This window comes from Serratia sp. JSRIV006, from assembly GCF_019968685.1.
Taxonomy (GTDB): domain Bacteria; phylum Pseudomonadota; class Gammaproteobacteria; order Enterobacterales; family Enterobacteriaceae; genus Chania; species Chania fonticola_B.
Map to the genome: position 1 here is coordinate 3484172 of NZ_CP074137.1, position 23580 is coordinate 3507751.

General features: G+C 53.7%; 24 protein-coding genes. 11 read left to right on the forward strand and 13 right to left on the reverse strand.

Annotated features, from left to right (window positions below; translation table 11 throughout):
- Nucleotides 1-21 precede the first annotated feature (21 nt).
- The gene (locus tag KGP16_RS16170; protein WP_071681126.1) at nt 22-789 is read right to left on the reverse strand and encodes a phytanoyl-CoA dioxygenase family protein; all 768 of its coding nucleotides are present in this window, start codon (nt 787-789) and stop codon (nt 22-24) included.
- A gap of 245 nt (nt 790-1034) precedes the next feature.
- Here KGP16_RS16170 and KGP16_RS16175 point away from each other — a divergent pair, with 245 nt between their 5' ends.
- Complete coding sequence (locus KGP16_RS16175) at nt 1035-1862, forward strand: helix-turn-helix domain-containing protein (RefSeq protein ID WP_059201121.1); 828 nt, start codon at nt 1035-1037, stop codon at nt 1860-1862.
- 104 nt (nt 1863-1966) lie between these two features.
- On the opposite strand, the gene mgtA is transcribed toward KGP16_RS16175, so the two are convergent.
- The 3 genes from mgtA to KGP16_RS16190 all read right to left on the reverse strand — a co-directional run bounded on the left by mgtA (nt 1967) and on the right by KGP16_RS16190 (nt 6909).
- Nucleotides 1967-4666 carry a magnesium-translocating P-type ATPase gene (gene mgtA, locus KGP16_RS16180; protein WP_223499975.1) on the reverse strand — a complete coding sequence of 900 codons (2700 nt, stop codon included), beginning with the start codon at nt 4664-4666 and terminating at the stop codon, nt 1967-1969.
- A gap of 197 nt (nt 4667-4863) precedes the next feature.
- Nucleotides 4864-5562, reverse strand: coding sequence for an MgtC family protein (locus tag KGP16_RS16185; protein ID WP_021180910.1), 699 nt, complete (start codon nt 5560-5562; stop codon nt 4864-4866).
- Nucleotides 5563-6036: 474 nt separating this feature from the next.
- Nucleotides 6037-6909, reverse strand: a complete 873-nt coding sequence (locus KGP16_RS16190) for a LysR substrate-binding domain-containing protein (protein WP_179248870.1) — start codon at nt 6907-6909, stop codon at nt 6037-6039.
- A gap of 105 nt (nt 6910-7014) precedes the next feature.
- Between KGP16_RS16190 and KGP16_RS16195 the strand changes: the two genes are divergently transcribed.
- A complete protein-coding gene (locus KGP16_RS16195; protein WP_179248883.1) occupies nt 7015-8427 on the forward strand; it encodes a pyridoxal-dependent decarboxylase in 1413 nt (470 codons plus the stop codon).
- On the opposite strand, the gene KGP16_RS16200 is transcribed toward KGP16_RS16195, so the two are convergent.
- A complete protein-coding gene (locus KGP16_RS16200) occupies nt 8381-9118 on the reverse strand; it encodes a GNAT family N-acetyltransferase (RefSeq protein WP_059201124.1) in 738 nt (245 codons plus the stop codon). The genes KGP16_RS16195 and KGP16_RS16200 overlap by 47 nt on opposite strands.
- A 685-nt stretch (nt 9119-9803) precedes the next feature.
- On the opposite strand from KGP16_RS16200, the gene rcsA reads away from it, so the two are divergent.
- On the forward strand, nt 9804-10433 hold the full coding sequence (gene rcsA / locus KGP16_RS16205; RefSeq protein WP_021805736.1) for a transcriptional regulator RcsA: 630 nt from the start codon (nt 9804-9806) through the stop codon (nt 10431-10433).
- Between the two features lie 188 nt (nt 10434-10621).
- Here rcsA and dsrB read toward each other — a convergent pair whose 3' ends face one another.
- The 3 genes from dsrB to KGP16_RS16220 all read right to left on the reverse strand — a co-directional run bounded on the left by dsrB (nt 10622) and on the right by KGP16_RS16220 (nt 12431).
- On the reverse strand, nt 10622-10822 hold the full coding sequence (gene dsrB, locus KGP16_RS16210) for a protein DsrB (protein WP_021180904.1): 201 nt from the start codon (nt 10820-10822) through the stop codon (nt 10622-10624).
- 245 nt (nt 10823-11067) lie between these two features.
- Nucleotides 11068-11280 (reverse strand): transcription antiterminator/RNA stability regulator CspE, encoded by a 213-nt coding sequence (gene cspE, locus KGP16_RS16215; RefSeq protein ID WP_004946278.1) that lies wholly within the window; start codon nt 11278-11280, stop codon nt 11068-11070.
- 287 nt (nt 11281-11567) lie between these two features.
- Nucleotides 11568-12431: an ion transporter gene (locus tag KGP16_RS16220; protein ID WP_059202054.1), complete on the reverse strand. Its 864-nt coding sequence runs from the start codon at nt 12429-12431 to the stop codon at nt 11568-11570.
- 204 nt (nt 12432-12635) lie between these two features.
- Between KGP16_RS16220 and KGP16_RS16225 the strand changes: the two genes are divergently transcribed.
- Both KGP16_RS16225 and KGP16_RS16230 read left to right on the forward strand, forming a co-directional pair.
- Complete coding sequence (locus KGP16_RS16225) at nt 12636-12845, forward strand: hypothetical protein (protein WP_021805739.1); 210 nt, start codon at nt 12636-12638, stop codon at nt 12843-12845.
- A 136-nt stretch (nt 12846-12981) separates the two neighbouring features.
- Nucleotides 12982-13989: an NAD(P)H-quinone oxidoreductase gene (locus KGP16_RS16230; RefSeq protein ID WP_223499977.1), complete on the forward strand. Its 1008-nt coding sequence runs from the start codon at nt 12982-12984 to the stop codon at nt 13987-13989.
- Between the two features lie 75 nt (nt 13990-14064).
- On the opposite strand, the gene KGP16_RS16235 is transcribed toward KGP16_RS16230, so the two are convergent.
- Complete coding sequence (locus KGP16_RS16235; protein WP_021180899.1) at nt 14065-14454, reverse strand: YidB family protein; 390 nt, start codon at nt 14452-14454, stop codon at nt 14065-14067.
- A gap of 85 nt (nt 14455-14539) precedes the next feature.
- Nucleotides 14540-14788: a GlsB/YeaQ/YmgE family stress response membrane protein gene (locus KGP16_RS16240; RefSeq protein ID WP_021805741.1), complete on the reverse strand. Its 249-nt coding sequence runs from the start codon at nt 14786-14788 to the stop codon at nt 14540-14542.
- 368 nt (nt 14789-15156) lie between these two features.
- On the opposite strand from KGP16_RS16240, the gene KGP16_RS16245 reads away from it, so the two are divergent.
- On the forward strand, nt 15157-15573 hold the full coding sequence (locus KGP16_RS16245; protein ID WP_094983075.1) for a VOC family protein: 417 nt from the start codon (nt 15157-15159) through the stop codon (nt 15571-15573).
- A 45-nt stretch (nt 15574-15618) separates the two neighbouring features.
- Here KGP16_RS16245 and KGP16_RS16250 read toward each other — a convergent pair whose 3' ends face one another.
- Complete coding sequence (locus KGP16_RS16250; protein WP_021805744.1) at nt 15619-15816, reverse strand: hypothetical protein; 198 nt, start codon at nt 15814-15816, stop codon at nt 15619-15621.
- A gap of 126 nt (nt 15817-15942) precedes the next feature.
- Here KGP16_RS16250 and KGP16_RS16255 point away from each other — a divergent pair, with 126 nt between their 5' ends.
- The gene (locus tag KGP16_RS16255) at nt 15943-17499 is read left to right on the forward strand and encodes a GGDEF domain-containing protein (RefSeq protein WP_059201128.1); all 1557 of its coding nucleotides are present in this window, start codon (nt 15943-15945) and stop codon (nt 17497-17499) included.
- Between the two features lie 2 nt (nt 17500-17501).
- Here the strand turns inward: KGP16_RS16255 and KGP16_RS16260 are convergent, their stop codons facing one another.
- Both KGP16_RS16260 and paaZ read right to left on the reverse strand, forming a co-directional pair.
- Complete coding sequence (locus KGP16_RS16260) at nt 17502-18611, reverse strand: AAA family ATPase (protein WP_179252787.1); 1110 nt, start codon at nt 18609-18611, stop codon at nt 17502-17504.
- Nucleotides 18612-18671: 60 nt separating this feature from the next.
- Nucleotides 18672-20744 carry a phenylacetic acid degradation bifunctional protein PaaZ gene (paaZ, locus tag KGP16_RS16265; protein WP_223499979.1) on the reverse strand — a complete coding sequence of 691 codons (2073 nt, stop codon included), beginning with the start codon at nt 20742-20744 and terminating at the stop codon, nt 18672-18674.
- Between the two features lie 318 nt (nt 20745-21062).
- On the opposite strand from paaZ, the gene paaA reads away from it, so the two are divergent.
- Genes paaA through paaD form a run of 4 tightly spaced genes read left to right on the forward strand, consistent with a single transcriptional unit; the run spans nt 21063 to nt 23580 of the window.
- Complete coding sequence (gene paaA, locus KGP16_RS16270; RefSeq protein ID WP_021180892.1) at nt 21063-22001, forward strand: 1,2-phenylacetyl-CoA epoxidase subunit PaaA; 939 nt, start codon at nt 21063-21065, stop codon at nt 21999-22001.
- A gap of 14 nt (nt 22002-22015) precedes the next feature.
- On the forward strand, nt 22016-22303 hold the full coding sequence (gene paaB, locus KGP16_RS16275; RefSeq protein WP_021180891.1) for a 1,2-phenylacetyl-CoA epoxidase subunit PaaB: 288 nt from the start codon (nt 22016-22018) through the stop codon (nt 22301-22303).
- A gap of 9 nt (nt 22304-22312) precedes the next feature.
- Nucleotides 22313-23074, forward strand: coding sequence for a 1,2-phenylacetyl-CoA epoxidase subunit PaaC (gene paaC / locus KGP16_RS16280; protein ID WP_059201131.1), 762 nt, complete (start codon nt 22313-22315; stop codon nt 23072-23074).
- An 8-nt stretch (nt 23075-23082) separates the two neighbouring features.
- Nucleotides 23083-23580, forward strand: coding sequence for a 1,2-phenylacetyl-CoA epoxidase subunit PaaD (gene paaD, locus KGP16_RS16285; protein WP_065683386.1), 498 nt, complete (start codon nt 23083-23085; stop codon nt 23578-23580).

Genomic DNA, 23580 nt, shown 5'->3' on the forward strand with positions numbered 1-23580 from the left:
CAGCGCCCCTACTCCGGATACTCAAAGCACATCCAGCAGCCATTTTTGCGCCGGGGTCAGTCGGCTGGCCGTTTCTTCCTTCAGCCAGCGGCGCTGGTCCTGCTGGGCGGTATCTGCACGGTCAATATAGAGTGCGTGCAACACGCGCCGCCGGGTACCGATCCTGTTCTGAGTCCCTCCATGCCAGGTGTGTGCGTTATAGATCATCACGCTCCCAGCCGGGGCCGCAAAAACAACTTCATCAGGATGTGCTAAATCAGGATCGGCCAACACCTCTTCCGGCAGTTCCGGCCGCAGATGTGTTCCGGCGATGATCCGCGGCGCGCCATTTTCCGCACTAAGGTCGTCAATCGCCCATATTGCATTGACCAGGTGTACTTTGGGAAAATCAGGGCGCGGCTTTTTCCAGTCGGCATGCAAAGGCTGATGGCCGCCGCCGTGCAAGGCTTCGCGGGCATTGAGGCTAGAGACCTTGAACTCACCCTTGAAAATATAGCGGCAGGCAGACAGGATCAGCGGGTGCGACCACACCTTTTCCCACACCACACCTTTATTCACCATGTTGGCAATGCGCGTTGCCGTCGCTTCCTGATGGTGTTCAATGGCCAGGTTATCCCCTTCTTTCTCCACCAGCTCATCAATCAGATTGCGCATCGCCACCAGCCAGTCAGGATCGGCAACGTTGTGCACCACGGTATACCCTAACGTATCAAGCTCCTGCTTCATCTGTGCCGTTAACTCGATGCTGGCTCCTAAAGCCTCCAGGTATATCTCGGATTGACGTTGCATCATGATTTCTCCATTTACTTTTTGATAACATAACGGCAAATTTACTGGAAGCCTGGGCCAAAAACAGGGGGCTTTTACTACGAAATACTGGACACAGATGTACGCCAGCCCAAAATGTGACCTGGGTCATCATTGTGCAAAAGTCCCTTAAATGCCGGGAAATATCACCTTAATTGCGCTGCCCACCTGGGTTTACCATCATTCTTAAATGCATCGTTAACCGCCGAAGCGCACTGGAGATCGCGATGTCTGAAACGCTAGTTACCCTGCTTGAACAGCTGATTGCCCATCAGAATGCGATCCAGGTCAGGTTTCCTGAACCCACTTTTCCCGCTCCGCCCTTGGCCTTCTGCGTGCCTTTTCCGCGGCTTGAGATAGTGCTAGATGGGGAAGTTGAAGATCAGTGTCTACCTTTGGCCAATAACACGCTCTCCAGCTATCAGGTGCTTTATGTCCCCGCAGGCAAATGGAGTTTTCCGCAATGGACCCAGCCAGCCACCACGCTGAGTATCTTGTTCAGTAAGCAAAAGCTGGGTTTCAGCCTGCAAAGATGGGACGGGCAAGCGCTGTGTGAAACGCAAAAACAGCACGTTGCGCGGCGTGGGCCCAGAGTCGGCTCATACCTGCTACTGGCGATGAATGAGGTGTTGCTGCAACCTGATGCATTGACCTCGCAGCTGATCTTTACCGGATTGGTCAGCCACTGCCTGGAACAGCTCGCAGGCCAGGGGCAAACCGTCAGTAAAAGCCAGGAGCTGCTGCTGGCCATACAGGACTACCTCGATGACCACGCCGGGTTGCCGCTAACACGGGAAGGCGTTGCCAAACGATTTCATATTACCCCTAACTACCTGTCCCACCTGTTTCAAAAGTCTGGTCCAGTCGGTTTCAATGAGTACATCACCGCGGTGCGCCTCGAGCGGGCGAAAAATCTATTGCGTGGCTATGATCTGAAGATCAAAGAGATCGCACATAGCTGTGGGTTCGACGACAGTAACTATTTTTGCCGGATATTCAAAAAGCATACCGATCGCTCCCCCTCTGAATATCGCAGACATTGCCGCAGCCTGTAGCAATATTGCTGATTGGCGTAGGGGGACGCATGATGCCCCCCCCCCTTTAAGAAACAGGCCGATTGAGGTTTATCACCAGGCATTACGCCCGGCGAAAATGTAGATTAGAACCACTTGCCAAAGCGGCGGATGTAGAAACGCTTCATCAATTGCGCCACCACACAGTAGCTGACCAGCGTGGCCACCAGCCAAGGGAAATACTCCCACGGCAGCGGTTGCAACCCGACCCATGCCCCGAGCGGCGAGAACGGAATATAGATACCGAGTGCCATAATAATCCCGGTAGTCAACAACACCGGCAGCGCCGCCGTACTCTGAATAAACGGGATCTTCTGGGTACGCAGCATATGCACTACCAGTGTCTGAGACAGCAACCCTTCAATAAACCAGCCGGACTGGAACAGCGCCTGATGTTCTACACTATTGGCGGCAAACACAAACCACATCAACGCATAGGTCGTGATGTCGAAAATCGACGACGTCGGCCCAATCCACAGCATAAAGCGACCAATATTCTTGGCGTCCCACTTGCGGGGTTTACGCAGGAATTCTTTGTCCATCTTGTCCCACGGCAGGGAAAGCTGGGAGATATCGTACATCAGGTTCTGTAACAGCAGGTGGATCGCCAGCATCGGCAGGAACGGGATAAACGCACTGGCCACCAGCACCGAGAACACGTTGCCGAAGTTGGAGCTGGCGGTCATGTTCAGATACTTGATGATATTACCGAAGGTTTCACGCCCTTTGATCACCCCCTCTTCCAGCACCATCAGGTTCTTTTCCAACAGGATGATATCGGCGGATTCCTTGGCGATGTCGGTACCGGTATCGACAGAAATGCCCACGTCGGCATCGCGTAACGCCGGGGCGTCGTTAATACCATCCCCCAGGAAGCCCACGGTGTGGCCATTAGCCTGCAACATTTTCAGCACGCGTGATTTTTGCAGCGGCGTCAGCTTGGTGAATACCGTACGCTGCTCAACCTCACGCATCAGATGGGCATCGTCCATCTGTTCAATCTCCAGGCCGGAGAGCGGGGTTCCTGGTTCCAGGCCAACGTCACGGCAGATTTTACAGGTGATTACCGGGTTGTCGCCGGTCAGCACTTTCACCGCCACGCCATTTTCCTGCAGGGCGGCAATCGCTTCACGAGCGCTCTCTTTTGGCGGATCGAGGAAGGTCAACAGGCCTTCAATCACCAGATCGCGTTCGTCTACAATGCTTAGTGGCAGAGTGCAACCTTCCAGACCCAGATCTCGGGTTGCCAACACCAACACACGGAAACCATCTTCATTGTACTGGCAGGCCAACGCCTGCAAATCGGCACGGCGAGCCTCATCAAGCGCCAACACCTGCTGCCCGACACGGACGTGAGTGGCAATCTCCAGCATCTCTTCAACGGCACCTTTGCAAATCAGCAGTTGGCGCTGTTGTTCATCCTGTACCACGATCGACAAGCGACGACGTATAAAATCAAACGGCAGTTCATCCACCTTGCTGTAGCGTCCCAACGCCTCTACGCCTGGCTGACCCTGGCCAAAACGGATCACTGCCTGATCCATCAGGTTTTTCATACCGCTCTGATGGAAGCTGTTCAACCAGGCTAAATGCAGCACGTGGTTATCCTTGCTGCCATTCACATCCAGATGGTGTTCCAGAATGATGCGATCCTGCGTCAGGGTGCCGGTTTTATCGGTACAGAGCACGTCCATCGCGCCAAAGTTCTGGATCGCATTCAGCCGTTTGACCACCACCTTGCGGCGCGCCATGGCAATTGCGCCTTTCGCCAGGTTGGAGCTGACGATCATCGGCAGCATTTCCGGCGTCAGCCCCACGGCGACCGCCAAGGCAAACAGGGCCGCTTCCGTCCAGTCTCCTTTGGTAAAACCGTTAATCAGCAAGACGATCGGCACCATCACCAACATAAAGCGGATCAACAGCCAGCTAACGCTGTTGACTCCACGGTCAAAGGCCGTTTGCGAACGGGTACCGACGATCGACTTCGCCAGGGAGCCAAAGTAGGTGCGGCCACCGGTCGCGACCACCACCGCCGTCGCCGTTCCGCTGGCCACGTTGGTGCCCATCAGGCAGATATTGGCCAACTCCAGCAGTTCGTTTTCGCTGGAGGCATCGATCTCGCTGGACTTTTGGCTCACTCCAGCCAAGGCATCGTATTTTTCGATCGGAATAGCTTCGCCGGTCAAAATGGCCTGGCTGATAAACAGATCGCGTGAGCTGAGCAAGCGGAGGTCCGCGGGTACCATGTCCCCGGCAGAGAGCTGAATAATATCGCCCGGAACCAACTCACGAATGGGAATTTCCACCGCTAATGCCTGGGTGCTAAAATTACTACGGCGTAACACCGTTGCCGTGGTACGTACCATCGATTTGAGTGATTCGGCCGCTTTATTGGTGCGGTATTCCTGCCAGAAGCGCAGCAACCCACTCAACGTAACCATAATCAGGATAATGATGACGCCGGTAAGATCGGTTTCTTCACCGTTTTGCATGGGCAACCAGTAATCGGTAAAGAAACTGATCCCTGCCAACACCATCAACACAAAGATAAACGGGTTGTTAAACGCGCTGACTAACTGCACCAGCGCATGCGGTGCCTTCTCATGGGCAACCTGATTGCTACCAAAATACTGCAAACGCTCCTGGGCATCTTCCTGAGTTAATCCAATGCGGTTACAGTTTAAATTAGCCAACGTTTGATCGAGGCTGTTCTTTGCCTCGAGAGCAATGGCATACGGCTCGCGCTGTTTATCACGGCGGCGGCTATTTTCTTTAATATGGGTCATGATGCTATTCTCTTTTTTTACTTTGCACACAGGGTTACCCCGCCCGTAATAACGGGTGAACATGCACAAAGTGGAATTTACTTTGTTGGCGTTGCTAAAGTAACGCTAATTTCCTTAACTACGCAGTAGTAATAAAGTATCTGGGGTGAGTTTGCATAACACCTCCTTATCACCCTATTGGTGAAGGTTATTTATCGTTAAACGGGTAATTCTGACGCCACGCGCCAATGCACGGCACTCACGCTGCGTTCTAAACTAATACGGCAGACAATGCCCTCAATCTCTTTTTGCGCGGCCGGATTAGCCACAATTTCCGCACAGACTTCCAACTGACCAGGAATGGCAATATCGGCGCTACGCAGCGATTGCAAACGTAATGCCACGCCGTTCAATGCCTGTAGGATGAGGGTACGAACCAGGATTTCATCCTGCTCCCCACAGGTGACCTGGACGCGATAACGCAGCTCCAGATCCACCGCCTGTTGCTGGGGTTGCAGATTAATACGCTGCGCTGCTTCACGCAGCAGGATATTGGCACACAGGATCACCAGGGTGGCGCAGACGGCTTCCCAATGCTGCCCCAGGCCACATAACACGCCGATGGCAGCAGAGCACCACAAGGTGGCCGCCGTGTTCAGGCCGCGGATATTCAGCCCTTCCCGCATAATTACACCGGCACCGAGAAAACCGATACCGGAAACGATCTGCGCCGCAATACGCCCCGCGCTGGAAGGTTCGGTGTCAAAAGAGCTCAGGATAAACACTGCGGCTCCGGTCGCAACCAAAGAATTGGTACGCAAACCCGCCATACGCTGACGCCATTGACGCTCGGCACCAATAACGGCACCCAGGCCCATTGCCAGGAATAAATTCAGGATAAAAGGAGTCATAGCCATGATCTTCCCCTTAATTAATCATTGAGGTTGAATCATGTGCTGTTAAGCACACGCGAAATCGCGCCGATAATTAATCAGCGGGTCAGCGTTTGAGTGCCTGGAGGGAAAAGGCCGTGGTGATGGTTAAATACCATAATCATATCCGAATCAATACGCCCAATGCGCAAGCGCCTCGGGGACAACAATCATGTTCGGGTTTGCACAGCTCGGAATAACTAGAGAGGGGTGCTGCCCGCCGTGTTCGGCAAGCAACAAATCACAGGAGATTGGTCAACTTGCCTTTATTATTTCGCTACTACTGCAACTGTCCAATTGGTTTTCTCCACGGTAATTTTGGCTGGAGTATAGTGACATGAGGTTGTGAAGTAAAGGTTATATTATTAAACGAAGACTAAACCAAATATTCCCCTTATTTAATGACTGTTATAGGAACAATAATATAAGAACGCTAATCGGGCGCCGCAATGCGGCCCCCTACGCTACGAGGCGCTGTTGTAACCAGTTCAGTAACGCTGCCACCTCAGGCGTTAAACCAGCGGCTTGTGGCCACACCAGATAGACATCGCTATCGTTCAAATGCAGCGCAGCCGACAATGGCACCAAGCGCCCTGCTGCAATCGCATCCTTCGCCAACACGGCCTTCACCAGCGCAATACCAAACCCCTGCTCGGCTGCGCGCAGCAGTAACCCTGCATCGTTGAACAGCGCCAACTGTTGTCCACCGCCAATTCTCCCTACGGCGCTAAACCAGCTATGCCAGGGTGTGACGTCATGCTCAAGCAAGGGGGTGTGTGGATCTCCAGCATCAAATGCCTCCTGCCATTGCCTGGCCAGCTCCGGGGCCGCTACCGGCAGCACTACTCCTGAGGCGATACGCTGAGCCTGAACGCCTGGCCATTGGCCATCACCAATGCGGATCGCGGCATCGAATCCTTTACGGCCGAGATCCTGAATCGCCAGCGAGGCGTCAATATCCAATCGGATCCCAGGGCAATCACGATGAAACTCCGCCAATCTGGGCAACAACCAGTAATGCGCAAAGGAAGGCAGTACGCTGATGCGCAACATCTGGCTTTCCGCTATCCGCCTGGCCCGGTCAACGCCCTGTTGCAAAGCGAGTAAGGCAGGCTCAGCTGCTGCCAGCAGTTCGCGCCCCGCAGCATTTAGCCGTACCCCACGCCCGGAGCGGTCAAAGAGTGGATAGCCAATAGCCTGTTCAAGCTGCTGAATTTGTTGGCTAACGGCTCCATGAGTCAGGCTGACGCGTTGCGCCGTGGCACGCAAATTCTCCAACCGGGCAGCGATCACAAAGGTTGGCAAAATATGCAGAGGAAGACGCTCAATCATTACTGGTTAGCCTTACTATCCAAAAGGGTCATTTTTTATCGATATTAGCACTAATCAGGATCGCCTATAGTGAAAACATATTCACCCCGAACCCAAGGCATGACCATGCACCCACGTTTGCAGCAGGATCTCGACGATTTACCCCGCATACTTGACCATACCAACCAATTGGCGCAGGGCTTCCTTGCCAGTTTAAACCAGCGCCCGGTATGCCCGCCGTTGGCCGAACAACAGTTGCAAACCGGTGACGATCGGCTGGCCGAAGAGGGTTGCGGGGCGCTAGTGGCATTAGAAGAGTTTTGGCAGCGCTATGAGGCTGGGCTTTCCGGCAGTGCCGGGCCGCGTTACTTTGGCTTTGTCACTGGCGGTAGCACGCCTGCGGCGCTGGCTGCCGACTGGTTGGTTAGCACTGCCGACCAGAATAGCCAACTGAGCCATGATACCGTGGCGGCCGCGATCGAGCTGGCAACGATTGAGCAATTGAAAGCCCTGCTGCAACTGCCCGCCGACTTCAGCGGTAGCTTTGTCAGCGGTGCCACCATGGCCAACTTCACCGGGATTGCCATCGGCCGCCAGTGGCTAGGGCAGCAGCGTGGGATCGATGTGGCACAGTTTGGCTTGGCCGCCTTGGGGCCGATTCAGGTCCTTTCTGCCAATGCGCATGCCAGCAGCGTGAAAGCGCTCAGCATGCTCGGTATTGGGCGTGATGCTTTAAAGTCTATTGCCAGCCAGGCTGATTGCGAAGCTATTGATATCGACGCGCTGGAGCGTCATCTTGCCGCCACGCCAGATATCCCAACGATAGTGCTCGCCAGCGCAGGTACGGTAAACACCGGCGTTTTCGACGATCTGCCCCGCCTGCTGGCACTGCGTGCACGCTATCCCTTCTGGCTGCATGTTGATGCCGCCTTTGGTGGGATCGCGGCCTGTTCTCCCCGCTTGGCCCATCTGCTGAACGGTTGGCACCAGGCGGACTCAATCACCGTAGATGCCCATAAATGGCTGAATGTCCCTTATGACAGCGCCATTCAATTTACCCGTCATCTGGCATTGCAGATGCAGGTTTTCCAGAATCACTCGTCCTATCTGGAGGCCCCCACGTTGCGCCCAGACAACTATTTGCACCTGACGCCCGAGAACTCGCGGCGTTTTCGCGCCCTGCCCTTGTGGATGGCATTGAAAGCTTACGGCAGCAGCGGTATGCGGGAGATCGTCGAGCGTAACGTGACGTTGGCGCGACGTTTAGGTGACGGATTGGCGACCAGTGAAGGCTTCCGCCTGCTGGCCCCAGTGGAACTGAATATCGTGTGTTTTGCGCTGAAGGGCGTTACAGGCGATGCCACTGCCGCACGCAACAGATTCATCGATCGCCTGGATCGGCACGGCGTGGTGCGCTGCACGCCCACCAGCTATGCGGGTCAACCGGGTATTCGGGCAGCCCTGGTGAATTGGATGACTGAAGAGCAGGATATTACTTTGGCGCTGGCATCAATGCAGGCTTGTCGGGCTGAGGTCTGAAAGTGGCGAGGCTTTGCTTCTGCTGGCCGTCGGTTGTGATATTCAACGGCGATAGCCAGGCGGTAAACGCCTCGCGCAATACCGGCCATTCACCATCGATGATGGATAACCAGTCCGTGTCGCGGTTGCGCCCCTTTCTGGTCATCGCCTGGCGAAAAGTCCCCTCAAAGGTGAAACCCATACGCAGTGCAGCCTCGCGAGAGGGGGCATTCAGACGATCGCATTTCCATTCGCAACGGCGAAAGCCCAAGTCGTCAAAGGCATGCTTGAGCATCAGAAAGATGGCTTCACTCCCCATCGCTCGCCGCTTCATCAAGGGTGACCAGTTGATCATCCCCAGCTCAACCACCCCGTTGGGTTGGTCGATGTTCAAGAAAGCACAGGTGCCGACCGCTTTACCGGTAGTCGCATCTATCACCGCCAAGGTGTTTCTACCCTGGGTTGCCAGCTGTTGCTGCAAGTACTGCTGGAAAACAGATGGCTCCGTGGGACGTTCACTAGACAGATAGGTCCAGTCGCGCCCGTCTTCCGCCAGTTGGTAGGCATGAAACAACTCATCGGCACGGCGCGCGATATCCATCGGCTGCAAGCAGCAGAAACGCCCTTGGAGATTCTGTTTTCCCGGTTCACCCGCAGGTTGCCAGCCCTCAAGCGCTGTACCTATGGGTTGCCCAAACTGATTGTGGTCCACCCGTCCTCCTGGTTGTGAGTTGAAATCGCCTCTAGCAGCATTTCGTTGCCTCTGCGCAGTAAGATACGTCAGGAAAATCGATATGTCGCGGATAAGTTATTCACTGATGAATAATTAACAAATGAAATAATTTACCATTGTTATTTAATTAGCGACCCCATGGTTAGCAGAACTACTTATTTTGACTTGATTCCGATCATAAGCTCCTTCCTCAAGCGTATAAAAGTAACTAAGAATCGTTACCATTTAAGCCAATACATTGATACAATCAATTGAATAAGAATACTTAATGGCGTCAGGTGATGAAAAAGAAGCAATACTATCAGTCAAAAAACCGCCAACGCTGGCGTCATTGCGAGCGATAAGAGACTCTTAAGAATCATCTGATTAACGGAAAATAGTACCACGATGAAAATAGCTAACCTTAGCAACAAATTTAAGGCTGACTACCCGGCGCCTACTGATATTTCCAGCCGCAAAATCGCCACAGCATAATAAGTCGACTTAAGCTAAACTGATGCTTTTGGTAGATTTAAAAATATAATTCGAAAAGACGTTGAGTCATGCCGGTTTTATTGATAGAAAGTTGCATTCATAAGATGTGATTTTTTTATAACTTTTAGCCTTTTATCTTCAGGCTTTTCTTTTTATAACCGCGTGGAAACGGACTTAAGTAGGAGGCTCTATGCCAATAATCATTATGGATTCATGCAGTTACACTAGATTAGGATTAACCGACTACCTGACGTCGCACGGGATGAAAAAGCGTCATATTAGCGCCGTCAATCATATCGACGGCCTGCATGAGAAGTGCGCCAAACTTAAGCCTAATATGGTATTCCTGAATGAAGACTGCTTCATTCATGAAGCGGATGCGACAGAAAGAATAAAACGCGTGATATCTCTTAATCCCGATACTTTATTCTTTATTTTCATGGCCATCACCAACGTACATTTCGACGATTATTTATACGTCCGCAAGAACGTGATCATCTCGTCAAAATCGATTAAACCGCAAACCATGAGTCAGTTGCTTAACCACTACCTCGAAAGAAAGCTGGTTCGCCCGGAAAAAAACTCGCTGGATCAGACACCTGTCACACTAAGCCAAACCGAGTCAAACATGCTGCGCATGTGGATGTCCGGCCAAGGCACCATCCAGATCTCCGATCAAATGCAGATCAAGGTGAAAACCGTCTCTTCCCATAAGGGAAACATCAAAAGAAAGATCAAAACCCACAACAAGCAGATCATCTACCATGTTGTCCGCCTGACCGACACGCTTACCAGCGGCATTTTCGTCAACAGCCGTTGATAGCCATTACGACCAAATAAAGCGACAGCGGAACGCAGTGGTGTAGAGTTCGACAGAAAAACGCCCGTTTTCAGCGGCAATGCTGCCGCTACGGGTATTTGGACAGACTTTCAACACCGCATGACAGTGTAGCCAGGTTTAAGCCCGCCAGCCAGACCAGCGGCAAGCAGGTAAATGCAGGCAAAGATTTAATCCTGTTCAGCGCTGCGCAATTCTACAAAGGTGCCATCGCGGCTATCGATCTCATTGAAGAACCACACGCCCGCCGGATAATCTTCCAGTGACACCAGATACATCGTGCCTTCATTAAACACTTCAACTTCCAGCACTACCCCTTCACGACGAGGGCCACCGTCGGTCTTTACCGTCACCAGATCGTTAACTTTCATGCTCTACCTCGTTATTTATCCCGGATATCAGTCTATTACAGTTGACGAAAAGAACCCACCGTTGCGTAATGCACTCCGCCTCTGAGCCATCATGCGGCGACCACCCATTAAGCTTAGCAGAACTGAGACGGGGTCTTTCAGACCTCTGGAATAGCGCGTTAAACGTCTCTGCGCCCCACCGTGCTCATATCACAGACACAAAAAAACCCGCCTTGGCGGGTTTTTGTTAATCAGCGAGAGGCCGATTAGATAGCGGTAACGTTAGCCGCTGACGGACCTTTAGCACCGTTCTCGATAGAGAACTGTACGTTCTGGCCTTCAGCCAGGGTCTTGAAGCCTTGATCCTGAATTGCAGAGAAGTGTACGAACACGTCTTTGCTGCCGTCTGCAGGAGTGATGAAACCAAAACCTTTAGACTCGTTGAACCACTTCACTTGACCTTTGATCATGTTAGACATGTTGAATTCCTTCAATAAAAAATTTAAGCCACCATGGGCATGAAATAGCCGGTCATCAGTTACTTATGGAGGCACTAGAAAGGAAATTCGTCAGTGAAGAGCTATCAAGGATAACGCTTTAAATTTGAACTACTTTACTCAAAATGTCGTGCATAAATAGGTCTGTACCACAGGCCGAGAATCATTAACTCATGTCGGGCGTATAATAGCAACTCTTTTTAGCTCATGAGGCTGGAAAGGGAGACCAAACGCACAGAATTTGCTCCCACCTGGCGAAATTATCGGCGTTATCTTGCGGATTTCACTGACAATGGTGGTAACGCAGCGCCACAAAATTTACAAAACTTCGCCTCGGCTTCATGCCCACCGCGGTCGCATTGTGCACAATGGCGCTGTTCCCGATAGCGCTGCATCTCCTGCGACATGTAGGCGGTCAGGATCCCCGTAGGCACCGCAATAATCGAATACCCTACCAGGATCAGCACCGAAGCCAGCATCCGCCCTAATGGTGTGTGGGGCACAATATCACCGTAGCCCACGGTGGTTAACGTGACTACCGCCCAATACATCGATGCGCCAAGGCTGGTAAATCCACCACTGCCTCCCTCCACCGCGTACATCAAGCCACCAAATACGCACAGCATCACGCCGACAAAACCAAAGAACAGGGTCAGCTTATGGCGCGCCAGCTTGATACTGCGCCAGACAATGCTCATCTCACTCATGTAGCGCAACAGTTTCAACACCCGCAACACGCGCAGGATCCGCAATACACGCAGCAGAGCAATATACTCCACCGCCATATGCGGGAATATCCAGATGATATACATCGGCAACATCGTCAGCAGATCGACGATGCCGAAAAAGCTGATGGCATAGCGCTCTTTACTCGGCGTGCACCACAGCCGCAACAGATACTCCGCCGTAAAAAGGGTGGTGAAAAAGACCTCCGCCAAAAACAGCTGATAAAGCACTTGGGCATTAGGAGTATACAGCGAGCTGCCGCCGGGTTCGATAAACAGCAACAGCACGCTGAGCAGCGCCGTGCTCACCCAAAATAGCTGCATCCTGCGCCCAGTGCGGGTTTGGTTGCTGAACAACAGCTGATAGCTACGCTGGCGCAGGGTCTGCTTTCGCACTTTGTTGGTCATAATCCATTGTCTGCTCAAAAGGTTTGCGCTCATACTAAATCTGAACCTCCTTGCCACCAAATTTAACCCATGACAGGATCATGAGAAAACGGGCGCCAAGCCGCAAAACGGCCCAGCGTCATATTTCCATCACAAAAATGTCACAATCCAGCCATATGATGGCTAGCGATTATCCGCTCCGGGTTAACACCAAGGATTTCGCCTATGAACACCGTAAAAGCCATTAATCATCAGCAGGCAGAGACGCTAATCCGTTCAGGATCGGCGAAAAAGATTGAGCTGGCCTATGACATTGACAGCGACGATTTTTTCCAGCTCGCCAGCCTGTGGTGCGATCAGGGTGCCAAGATTTCCAAAGGCAAAAAGCACTTTATCGTCTCGCTGAAAGGTTTTCGTATCCCACCAAACGACTGATCCTCTGCCCCTCTGCGGCGGTATTTCTGCTTGTCTAGACAAAACCGCCCTTTCGCACACATGCCAACTCTGTTATCCCTATAAGATAATCCAGCCGGGAATACCCCGAATACGCAGATTGCTCAAGGAGAACGGCATGTCAGCCAACGCACAACTACCTGAAAAAATGAAGGTCATCGAAATCAGCCAGCCGGGCGAACCAGAGGTTCTGGTGAGTGCGGAGCGCCCGTTACCGGTATTGGGCCAGGGTGAAATACTGGTGAAAGTCGCTGCCGCCGGCGTCAACCGCCCGGATGTTCTGCAGCGTCGTGGGCAATATGCGCCACCTCCGGGCGCCTCGGACATTCCAGGGTTGGAAATTGCTGGCACGGTGGTAGCCGTTGGCGTTGGGGTACAACGCTATGCCCTGGGTGATGCCGTATGTGCGCTGATCGCCGGTGGAGGCTATGCCGAATACTGCAAGGTGCATGAAAGCAATGCGCTGCCGGTCCCGAAAGGCTTCAGCATGATTGAAGCGGCCGCCATGCCGGAAACCTTCTTCACCGTTTGGGTCAACGTATTTCAACGTGGTCATCTTCGGGCCGGGGAAACCGTGCTGATCCACGGTGGCACGTCTGGCATTGGCACGGTTGCCACCCTGTTGGCCAAAGCGTTCTGCGCCTATGTCATCACTACCGTTGGTTCTGAAGAAAAGCGTGAGGCCAGCCTGGCATTGGGTGCCGACGTCGCCATCAACTACCGCACTGAAGATTTTGTCGAGCTGACCAAAACCGCCACCAACGGCAAAGGAGCCGATGTCATCGTCGATCTGATCGCGGGGGATTACGTGGAGAAGAACTACCGTGCTGCCGCAATGGACGGGCGTATCGTACAAATCGGCACGCAAAACGGCATAGTGAAGGAACTGAACCTGATGCCACTGCTGCTTAAGCGCCTGACCCATACCGGCTCAACGCTGCGGCAGCGCAGTGTGGAAGATAAAGCCCAGATCGCTGCCGAACTGGAGCTGAAAGTGTGGCCGTTGCTGGAACGCGGGGAGTTAAAGCCGCAGATTTTCCAGACTTTCCCGTTAGAGCAAGCCGCACAGGCCCATGCCCTGATGGAGTCTAGTGCGCATATCGGTAAAATTATGCTGACGCTGTAATGGCAACCCTCCGGCCATAAACCGGAGGGCTAGGCTGTGTCCCTAAATTGACCGTGGTGCCGTCGCAGTCCCATATCAGCCGAACAGTTTACCTTTCAGCAAATCCATCCCGGCGCTCATCAGATCGCCGCCCTGTGGCTCCTGGCCATTGGGTGACAGTTTATCGGTGATCATCGGCAAATACTGGGCAATCAGAGCAGAAGCCTGTGCCGGATCGATCCCCAATTTGCCTGCCAGTTGTGCAATGGCATCGGTACTTAACGCCTGCTCAACGTGTTCACCGCTGATTGGCTGATTTTCACCCGTGCCGATCCAGGAGGCGACCACGTCCGCCAAATTTCCCTGGCGGAATTTGTCCAGGATAGCCGGCAGGCCACCTTGCTGTTCAACCCACTGCAAGATGGCGCTGTAATCCATTCCTTTGCCACCGCTCAATGCTCCGACTAACCCATCCAGTAATCCCATCGCTATCCCCTTCTCAAACGCTGTACGTTCATCGTATTTAAAAGAAAAAGGGCCGCCGCAGCGACCCCAGTTGATCGAACCCGGCTTAGCTTCTGATCTTTCTGTAGACAAAAAGCACCACCAGGGCACCGATAACAGCAACCACAAAGCTGCCCAGGTTAAAGCCATCAACCCGGCCCATACCGAAGAAGGTACTGATATAGCCGCCGACAACCGCACCCACCACACCCAGGATCACGGTCATGATGAAGCCGCCGCCGTCTTTACCCGGCATGATCCACTTGGCCAAAATACCGGCGATTAACCCAAAAACGATCCAGGAAATGATACCCATTTTTACTCTCCCTCATTAACCCGTTGCCCGAACTTGCTGGCAATGCCATTATCAAGACGTTGTCCGCCAGCGACCACCCGCTGACAGTATTTACGTCTCTGTACCTTACTACTATAGTCAAAAATCAGCGAGTTACCTACCTCTTGCAGTCTGAAAATCACTGAGTGTAATTTGTGCAATTTTCATCCAGCTGTCATATTGAGTGGCGATAATCAGCTATACTCAATGATGCTCAACCGAACTTCGACCGAGGATAGCGCCATGAGCAACCCCCCTTTCATGCTGTTTTTGGTTTTGGTTTATACCTTGGCCGCCGTGTGGGATGGTTCCGCTGCGCTGTTGTTTATGTGAAAGAAACAGGAGGAGCCATGCTGATTCAACCCTATCTGTTTTTTGCCGGTGACTGTGAGCAAGCGGTGAATTTTTATGCCCAGCAGCTAAACGGCAATATAGAAATCATGATGCGTTACAAAGATATCCCGGCAGAGGAGCAGCAAAATGGGCCGTCCAATGCCGACCCTGACTCGATTATGCATGCCAGGCTGGTGATCGGGGATAACGTCATTATGGCATCGGATGGATGCCCGGCCGACTCAAGCGGGCAGACACATAGAGGGTATTCACTGTCGATCCGCAGTGAGAGCGTCGAGCAAGGTGGCGAGGTATTTAACCGGCTAGCCCAAGGTGGCACCATCACCATGCCTTTCCAACCGACCTTCTGGGCCAAGGGCTTTGGCATGCTGACCGATAAGTTCGGTGTCAACTGGATGGTCAACGTCGAATAGCCGCATGGTGCAGTGCCTGGCTGTGAGGATAGGCACTGCCCAACGCTAACGATGCCAGCTAGCAGCCACCAGTGAGAACAAGACAAACAACACCAGCAACAATACCAGAGCCAACCGCCAGAAAGGTGCTTTGCGCCGCTGGTAGGCGATAATCATCAATCCGGCCAGCGCCAGAAGCGTAAACGGGTAATATACCGCCAGTATCAGTAAAACCTGCATCATAGCGTCAGATAATGCTGCCATGCGCCCCCCCGATACCAATTTATGCTGAACATATCCCGGAAATATAACGGAACATGCAAGATGGAAATAGAAGGGTTAAGATTGTTCGCAATCCCCGTACCTAACTGATTCCATGACAGGAATGCTATGCTAGCACCCCAGCTCCCGCCCCAAAAACAGCCATTATCCGGGAAAAACAAAAACTCGCCGTTACTCTACCAGGCTGGTGTGTTCGTTATTATCGTCGTGCTCACCTTAATCATGTTCAATGCCTGGCAAATCTGGAACGCTCATCAACGCAATCTGCAGATTGCCGAAAATGACTCGCAGAATCTGGCCAGATCGCTGGCGCAACATGCCGAAGATACTTTTGCGCAGATAGACAATAACCTGATCGATCTCAGCGAACGCATTGAAACCGATGGCTTAGGCCAACCCCAGCGTTTACGCCTGCAAAAAATCATGCAGACTCAGGCCAGTAACTTTCCGCAACTGCATGGCAGTTTTATCTATGATGCTCAGGGCAACTGGATCCTGACGTCCAACGGTAAACCCCTCAGCCATGCCAATAATGCTGACCGGGCCTACTTTAAATACCACCTCACCCACAACAATAATATGATTTATATCGGCGAGGTGATCCGCAGCCGCTCGACCGGCGATTTGGTTATCCCGGTATCGCGCCGCCTGAACCTTGCGGACGGCAGCTTTGCCGGCGTGGTCATTTCGACGCTGTATGTCGATTATTTCCGCCAGTTTTACAACACCTTTGCCCTTAACAACGATGCCTCACTCAGCCTGATACTGGCTGACGGCTCCGTTTTGTACCGCCGCCCTTACAATGAGAATGCCATCGGGAAAAACATCTCCCACAGCATTTTCTTCCGCGAAGTTCTGCCGCATTCGTCCTTTGGCAACGTCACCATGCTCTCACAATTCGACAATGTTGAACGGATATATGGTTATTCGCGGGTGGAACGCTATCCACTGGTGATCACCGCCGGGCTGTCGAAAAAAGACGTTCTGGCCGACTGGCGCAACGATGCGTCACTTTTTGCACTAGGTGGAGGAGTCCTGCTGTCCATACTGTTGGCCCTGGGGTTGGTGCTGATACGTCAGATTAACCAGAGCGTACAGACCGAAGTCGAGCTGGTGCGCACCCGTGATCAACTGACGCTGATGAACCACACGCTGGAAGAACTGGCCTTGTTAGATGGCTTGACTGGCCTTGCCAACCGCCGCCAGTTTGATATCGCACTAAAAAACGAAATGACGCGGGCGGCGCGTAACGATCGCAGCGTAGCCCTGTTGATGCTGGATATTGATTATTTTAAACAGTTTAACGATATCTACGGCCACGTGGCTGGGGATCAGTGTTTGCAACAGTTGGGGCGCATGCTGAAAAGCATGGTCAACCGCCCTGGCGATCTGATGGCGCGTTACGGTGGAGAGGAGCTGGCGATTATTCTGCCGGATACCGATCTTCAAGGCGCAATCGCCTTTGCCGAACGGGTTCTGGAGGGCATCCGGCAGTTAAAGATCGCCCACACAGGCAGCCCCCTGGGGATGATCACCGCCAGCATCGGTGCCAGTGCTAAAGTCCCGCATCCGTATAACGATACGCCGCTGAGCTTGGTCAACCTGGCGGATAACGCCCTGTATACGGCGAAGAAAAGCGGTAAGAACCGGGTTTGCAGCCTCTAGGCTCAGGCTTGCTGCGCAACGATGGTTTCCCCCTGCTGTTGAGTGAGCTGGTAATGCGTTACGGCACAATGCTCGGCAATCAAATCCGCCAGTAACGGAGAATGGCTGGTCACCCACAGCTGACTGTAACGGCTGGCTTCAGCAATCAGTTGTGCCAACGCGGGCAACAGATCTGGGTGTAAACTGTTCTCCGGCTCGTTCAATGCCATAAAGGCCGGAGGTCTTGGGCTGAGCATAGCCACCGCCAGACACAGAAAGCGCAGCGTACCGTCGGAGAGTTCTGCCGCTTCAAGCGGCCGCAGGATCCCCTCTCGATGCATCAACAGTTCAAAACGCCCCTGCGGTGCCTGCACCTCAAACTCAGAATCAGGGAAAGCCCGCCGCAGAATGCCGCACAATAAATTACCATTGCCAATCTCGATGATGGTTCTGAATGCCGCCGCCAGATTACTACCATCGTGCGCCAGCACCGGGGCACGAATACCAACCTGTGGGACACGCAGCGGTGAACCCGGCCAAACCGCAAACTCATGGTAAAAACGCCATTGCCGCAGAATTTCCCTGGCCTGCGATAACTCGGGGTAGAGATGCGGATCGGACAACTGACCAAATACCGATTCTTCCGCATATAACACTCCGGCGTAAGCCGCCCTTTCCCCCTGAATATTGGTGAGAAATGCGGTTTGATTAACGCGTTCCAACAGACGCATCGAATTACGGCGCCGATGCCCACTCAGCCACAGCGACTCCTGCTTGACCAGTGGATCCAGCGTAAACAGGCTTGGCTCAGAACTATTATCGGGAGGGGGAAAGCCAAGCTGAATTTCATAATCAAAATCCTCCAGGGTGGCCGACAGGATCATCCGTTTGGGATCGCCGCGTTTATCGCCCAAGCGTGCTCCACCTGCCCACATCGCATTTTGAATGCCACCCTCTTCTGCCAAGGCGAGCGAAAGCCGCCCACTGGCTGCTTCATGGATTAATCGCACGGCTTTATACAGGTTGGATTTACCACATCCGTTTGGGCCACTGATCACATTTACACGGCCAAGAGTAAGCTGCACATTACGGATGGAACGAAAACCATTGAGGGTAAGCTGTTGAATAGTCATGTGTAGATCATTTCAGCAAATTATGGGGCATCTTAACATGATGCCCCCGACGATCCAGCCTTAGTGTTCCGTGTTGAAATCCCCTTCCTGGCGCGCCACCAGCGTCAGAATGCTATACAGCGCGACGGCCTGCTGATGCTGGTTGAGCACCTGTACATCCCAGACCACCACGCCATGCGGACGATCCTCGGCGGTTTTTTGCGGCTTGCGGATTTTCTTTTTACAGGTCAACCGCACCTGAATGGTGTCGCCAATCTTCACCGGTTCGATAAAACGCAGGTTTTCCATGCCGTAGTTGGCAATCACCGGCCCGACGCCCGGATCGACAAACAGCCCGGCGGCGGCAGACACCACAAAGTAACCGTGGGCCACTCGCTCACCAAACAGTGATTCCGCCGCACCGATCTTGTCCATATGCGCGTAGAAATGATCGCCGCTCAGGCAGGCAAAGTTGACAAGATCGGCTTCGGTAATGGTACGGCGGGCAGTCAGCAAGCTTTCGCCAATCTGCAACTGCTCAAAGTATTTGCGGAACGGGTGTACCTGCTCCTCCACCACGTCGGCACCCCGAACCCATTCACGGCTGATGGCCGCCAGCATCGACGGGCTGCCCTGGATTGCCGTGCGCTGCATATAGTGTTTTACCGCCCGCAGCCCACCAAGCTCTTCCCCACCGCCTGCTCGCCCAGGCCCGCCGTGCACCAGCAAAGGCAATGGTGAGCCGTGGCCGGTCGATTCAGTAGCCGCGTGGCGATCCAGCACCAACATACGGCCGTGTGCGCAGGCGGTTGCTCGAATAAACTGTGACGCCAGCTCCGCATCAGCCGTCACCAACGATCCGGCCAGGCTACCTTGCCCCAGCAACGCCAACTCAATGGCCTGTTCGGTAGTTTGATAAGGCATCAGCGTCGCCACCGGGCCAAACGCCTCGGTGCCATGTACGGCCTGATGGCGGAACGGATCGGCGCAGTACAGCAGGGTGATCGGATAAAACGCGCCTGATTGCGCGCCATCGCCCACCACCTCCAATTTATCCAGCGTAGCGCCACAGAGTGGCTCACAGCCATTGCGCATCAGGAATTCCACCTTTTGCTGCACGTCGTCGCGCTGTTCCTGATTGACCAACGCCCCCATCCGCACTTGCTCCAACACTGGGTCGCCAATTTTTACGCCCGCCAGCCGCTGCAACAGCGCTTGCTGTACCTCGGCAATGCGGGCCGCCGGAACGATAATGCGCCGGATAGCAGTACACTTTTGCCCCGCCTTGCTGGTCATTTCGCGGCTGACCTCTTTGATAAACAGCGCAAACTCCGGCATCTCTGGCGTCACGTCCTCCCCTAACACGCAGCAGTTTAACGAGTCGGCTTCCATGGTAAAGGCGATGGATTTTTCCAGCAGGCGCGGGTGGGAACGTAGCTTCTGCCCGGTTTGCGCCGAGCCGGTAAAGGTCACCGCATCCTGATAATCGAGGTGATCAAACATATCGCCCACGCCGCCGCAGATCAGTTGCAAAGCTCCTTCCGGCACCAGCCCGCTGTCGATAATCAGCTTCACCATCGCCTGTGTTAGCTGTGCCGAAGCGGTGGCGGGTTTGATGATGGCCGGCATCCCCGCCAGCCAGGTAGGTGCCAGCTTCTCCAACATTCCCCAGCAAGGGAAGTTGAAGGCGTTGATATGCAGCGCAACGCCAGGGCGAGAGGTCAGCACATGGCGTGCGGCAAACTGCAATTGCTTGGAAAGTGGGATCAGTTCATCTTCCGGCCACAGCGTATCGTCCGGCAATTCGCGCCCTGCCAATCCCGCATAGGAGAACAGCGTGGCGATACCACCTTCGATATCAACCCAGCTGTCATTGCGCGTGGCGCCGGTTTGATAGGAGATCTGATACAGCGCTTCTTTATTAGCCAGCAGGTGTTTAGCCACCGCTTTCATCATCTGGGCGCGCTGCTGAAACGTCATCTTTGCCAGCGCCGTGCCGCCCAGCTTGCGGGCATAGCTCAGGCTGGCGGCCAACGGCAGCCCGTCGGAGCAGACCTGATACAAAGGCTCGCTGGTCACGGCATGCTGGATCTGGCGGGATTGCCCCTGGCCGTACACCCAAGCGCCAGAAAGGTAACTGGTTAACTGCTGCATTTGCTCCTCCGGAATTCATAAATAGACACCATCAATATTAATGATGTATCACATATTTTCCACTCTGCGCCAGGTTAAAATTTAACAAAAGCAAAACAAAATCATCAAACCGGTGCGTTAACGCCAACTTGATCGATAACCCAGAAAAACAAATAATCATTAAAATCAACAAAATAACAAAATACATTGTGATAGCCATCGCAAAATCACAGTATTTGCATTTGATCTTGCTGTTATCAACTTGTAACTTTACGGTTAGTTAAAGTGATTCACATTTTTGGTTTTAATGTGAAAAACATGAATCACCAAGAGGCAAGTATGACAACTGACGCACAATTTCAGCAGCACTTTGACGACAAGATCGCCGCCGATATCTCCATCGAAGCCAAAGACTGGATGCCGGATGCCTATCGCCGCAACCTGATCCGGCAAATCGGCCAACATGCGCATTCCGAAGTGGTCGGCATGTTGCCTGAAGCCAATTGGCTGACCCGCGCCCCTTCCCTACGGCGCAAAGCGGTGTTACTGGCGAAAGTCCAGGATGAGGCCGGGCACGGTCTTTATCTGTACAGCGCGGCGGAAACCCTCGGCTGCACCCGCCAGGATATCTACCAAAAGATGCTCGCCGGTCAGATGAAGTACTCCTCGATCTTCAACTATCCAACGCTGAACTGGGCTGACATTGGCGTGATCGGCTGGCTGGTCGACGGTGCCGCCATCGTCAATCAGGTAGCTCTGTGCCGTGCCTCTTACGGCCCCTATGCCAGGGCGATGGTGAAAATCTGTAAAGAAGAGAGCTTCCACCAGCGTCAAGGCTATGAAGCCGTGATGGTGATGGCCCAGGGCAGCGAAGCGCAAAAGGCCATGTTACAGGACGCCATCAACCGCTTCTGGTGGCCAGCGCTGATGATGTTTGGCCCCAACGATAGCGATTCCCCCCACAGCGCACAGAGCATGGCCTGGAAAATCAAACGCCACAGCAATGACGAGCTGCGGCAGAAGTTTATCGACAACACCGTACCGCAACTGGAAGCCCTGGGCATGACCGCCCCCGATGCCGATTTGGCATGGGATGAAGCCAGCGGACATTACCGCTTTGGCGAGATCGACTGGGCAGAACTGCACGACGTGATCCAGGGGCGTGGGCAGTGCAACCACGAACGCCTGCAAGCCAAGCGTAAAGCCTGGGACGAAGGCAGTTGGGTACGGGATGGTGCCATGGCACATGCCAGCAAACGCGCGGCAAATGCAGCTTAATCGAGGAGAGAAAAATGACTCACGCCGAATGGCCGTTGTATGAAGTGTTTATCCGCAGCAAGCAGGGTTTGGCCCATCGCCACGTGGGCAGCCTGCATGCTGCAGACGATCAGATGGCGCTGGAAAACGCCCGCGATGCCTACACCCGACGCAGTGAGGGCTGTTCGATCTGGGTGGTGCAATCCTGCCATCTGATCGCCTCTCAAGCGGAGGATCGGGCGGCATTCTTCGATCCTTCCGACGACAAAATCTACCGTCATCCCACGTTCTACACCATCCCCGACGGCATCAAGAACATGTAGAGGCAGGCCATGACGATGAGTAACGCAGCAACAATCAGCTATGCCCTGCGCTTGGGCGATACACCGCTCATTCTGGCACAGCGCCTGTGCGCTTGGTGTGGTCATGCTCCTGAGCTGGAGATCGACCTGGCACTGGCCAATATTGGCCTCGATCTGCTGGGCCAGGCGCGCAATTTTCTGGCCTATGCCGCCGAGCTTTCCGGCCCGCAGCACAGCGAAGACAGCCTGGCCTTCGGCCGCGACGAACGTGAATTCCACAACCTGCTGTTGGCAGAACAGCCCAACGGCGGCTTTAACGACACGCTGGTACGCCAGTTCTTGCTCGATACCTACCACGTGCTGCTGCACCGGGAATTGAGCCGCAGCAAAGACGGCCAACTGGCCGCCATCGCCGCCAAATCGCTGAAGGAAGCGGATTATCACCTGCGTTTCAGCCACGGCTGGATGATCCGCCTGGGTGACGGCAGTGAAATCAGCCACCAGAAGATCCAGCAGTCATTAAACGATCTGTGGCGCTTCACCGCCGAGCTGTTCCACGCCGACGAGATTGAGCTGCAATTGGCCGAACGGGGTATTGCCGTCGATCCACGCCAATTGCAGGCACCGTGGCAGGCGATGGTGAACGATACGCTGCAACAGGCCACGCTCGCGCTGCCCACCGAGCAGGCATTTCGCCACGGCGGCAAGCAAGGGCGGCACACTGAACACCTCGGCCCAATGTTGGCAGAGATGCAGTTTCTGCCACGCGCTTACCCGAACTGTAGCTGGTAGAAGCAATGATGAATATCACCCGACTGCAACCGGCCGAGATCCCGCAGATCTGGCACTGCTTACAGCAGATCAGCGATCCCGAACTGCCGGTACTGTCCATTACCGATCTGGGCATGGTACGTGACGTGGAGCGCGATGGTGCAGGCTGGCACATCACCTTTACCCCAACCTATTCCGGCTGCCCGGCGACCGAGTACCTGCTCAACGCCATTGAACAGACGCTGAACGAGGCAGGTTTCAGCCCGGTGAAGATCACCATCAGCCTCAGCCCGGCCTGGACCACCGACTGGATGAATGCAGATGCTCGCCAACGCCTGCGTGAATACGGCGTGGCACCACCACAGGGGCAAACCTGTGAGAAGCCTTTAGCCCATGGCCCGGTGCAGTGCCCCCGTTGCGGCAGCGAGCACACGGAAAAGATCAGCGAGTTCGGTTCCACCGCCTGCAAAGCGCTTTACCGCTGCTGCGAATGCCGGGAACCGTTCGACTATTTCAAATGTATTTAG

What these genes read in the sequence shown, in the direction of transcription:
- KGP16_RS16240 (WP_021805741.1), bottom strand. Translation starts at nt 14,788, where the DNA reads ATGGGTATCATTTCCTGGATCGTTTTTGGGTTAATCGCCGGTATTTTG.
- KGP16_RS16170 (WP_071681126.1), bottom strand. Translation starts at nt 789, where the DNA reads ATGCAACGTCAATCCGAGATATACCTGGAGGCTTTAGGAGCCAGCATC.
- KGP16_RS16230 (WP_223499977.1), top strand. Translation starts at nt 12,982, where the DNA reads ATGTCAGCCAACGCACAACTACCTGAAAAAATGAAGGTCATCGAAATC.
- dsrB (WP_021180904.1), bottom strand. Translation starts at nt 10,822, where the DNA reads ATGAAAGTTAACGATCTGGTGACGGTAAAGACCGACGGTGGCCCTCGT.
- KGP16_RS16220 (WP_059202054.1), bottom strand. Translation starts at nt 12,431, where the DNA reads ATGACCAACAAAGTGCGAAAGCAGACCCTGCGCCAGCGTAGCTATCAG.
- KGP16_RS16195 (WP_179248883.1), top strand. Translation starts at nt 7,015, where the DNA reads ATGCACCCACGTTTGCAGCAGGATCTCGACGATTTACCCCGCATACTT.
- KGP16_RS16235 (WP_021180899.1), bottom strand. Translation starts at nt 14,454, where the DNA reads ATGGGATTACTGGATGGGTTAGTCGGAGCATTGAGCGGTGGCAAAGGA.
- paaZ (WP_223499979.1), bottom strand. Translation starts at nt 20,744, where the DNA reads ATGCAGCAGTTAACCAGTTACCTTTCTGGCGCTTGGGTGTACGGCCAG.
- paaD (WP_065683386.1), top strand. Translation starts at nt 23,083, where the DNA reads ATGAATATCACCCGACTGCAACCGGCCGAGATCCCGCAGATCTGGCAC.
- KGP16_RS16245 (WP_094983075.1), top strand. Translation starts at nt 15,157, where the DNA reads ATGCTGATTCAACCCTATCTGTTTTTTGCCGGTGACTGTGAGCAAGCG.
- KGP16_RS16190 (WP_179248870.1), bottom strand. Translation starts at nt 6,909, where the DNA reads ATGATTGAGCGTCTTCCTCTGCATATTTTGCCAACCTTTGTGATCGCT.
- KGP16_RS16185 (WP_021180910.1), bottom strand. Translation starts at nt 5,562, where the DNA reads ATGGCTATGACTCCTTTTATCCTGAATTTATTCCTGGCAATGGGCCTG.
- paaA (WP_021180892.1), top strand. Translation starts at nt 21,063, where the DNA reads ATGACAACTGACGCACAATTTCAGCAGCACTTTGACGACAAGATCGCC.
- KGP16_RS16260 (WP_179252787.1), bottom strand. Translation starts at nt 18,611, where the DNA reads ATGACTATTCAACAGCTTACCCTCAATGGTTTTCGTTCCATCCGTAAT.
- rcsA (WP_021805736.1), top strand. Translation starts at nt 9,804, where the DNA reads ATGCCAATAATCATTATGGATTCATGCAGTTACACTAGATTAGGATTA.
- mgtA (WP_223499975.1), bottom strand. Translation starts at nt 4,666, where the DNA reads ATGACCCATATTAAAGAAAATAGCCGCCGCCGTGATAAACAGCGCGAG.
- KGP16_RS16255 (WP_059201128.1), top strand. Translation starts at nt 15,943, where the DNA reads ATGCTAGCACCCCAGCTCCCGCCCCAAAAACAGCCATTATCCGGGAAA.
- paaC (WP_059201131.1), top strand. Translation starts at nt 22,313, where the DNA reads ATGACGATGAGTAACGCAGCAACAATCAGCTATGCCCTGCGCTTGGGC.
- KGP16_RS16250 (WP_021805744.1), bottom strand. Translation starts at nt 15,816, where the DNA reads ATGGCAGCATTATCTGACGCTATGATGCAGGTTTTACTGATACTGGCG.
- KGP16_RS16175 (WP_059201121.1), top strand. Translation starts at nt 1,035, where the DNA reads ATGTCTGAAACGCTAGTTACCCTGCTTGAACAGCTGATTGCCCATCAG.
- cspE (WP_004946278.1), bottom strand. Translation starts at nt 11,280, where the DNA reads ATGTCTAACATGATCAAAGGTCAAGTGAAGTGGTTCAACGAGTCTAAA.
- KGP16_RS16225 (WP_021805739.1), top strand. Translation starts at nt 12,636, where the DNA reads ATGAACACCGTAAAAGCCATTAATCATCAGCAGGCAGAGACGCTAATC.
- paaB (WP_021180891.1), top strand. Translation starts at nt 22,016, where the DNA reads ATGACTCACGCCGAATGGCCGTTGTATGAAGTGTTTATCCGCAGCAAG.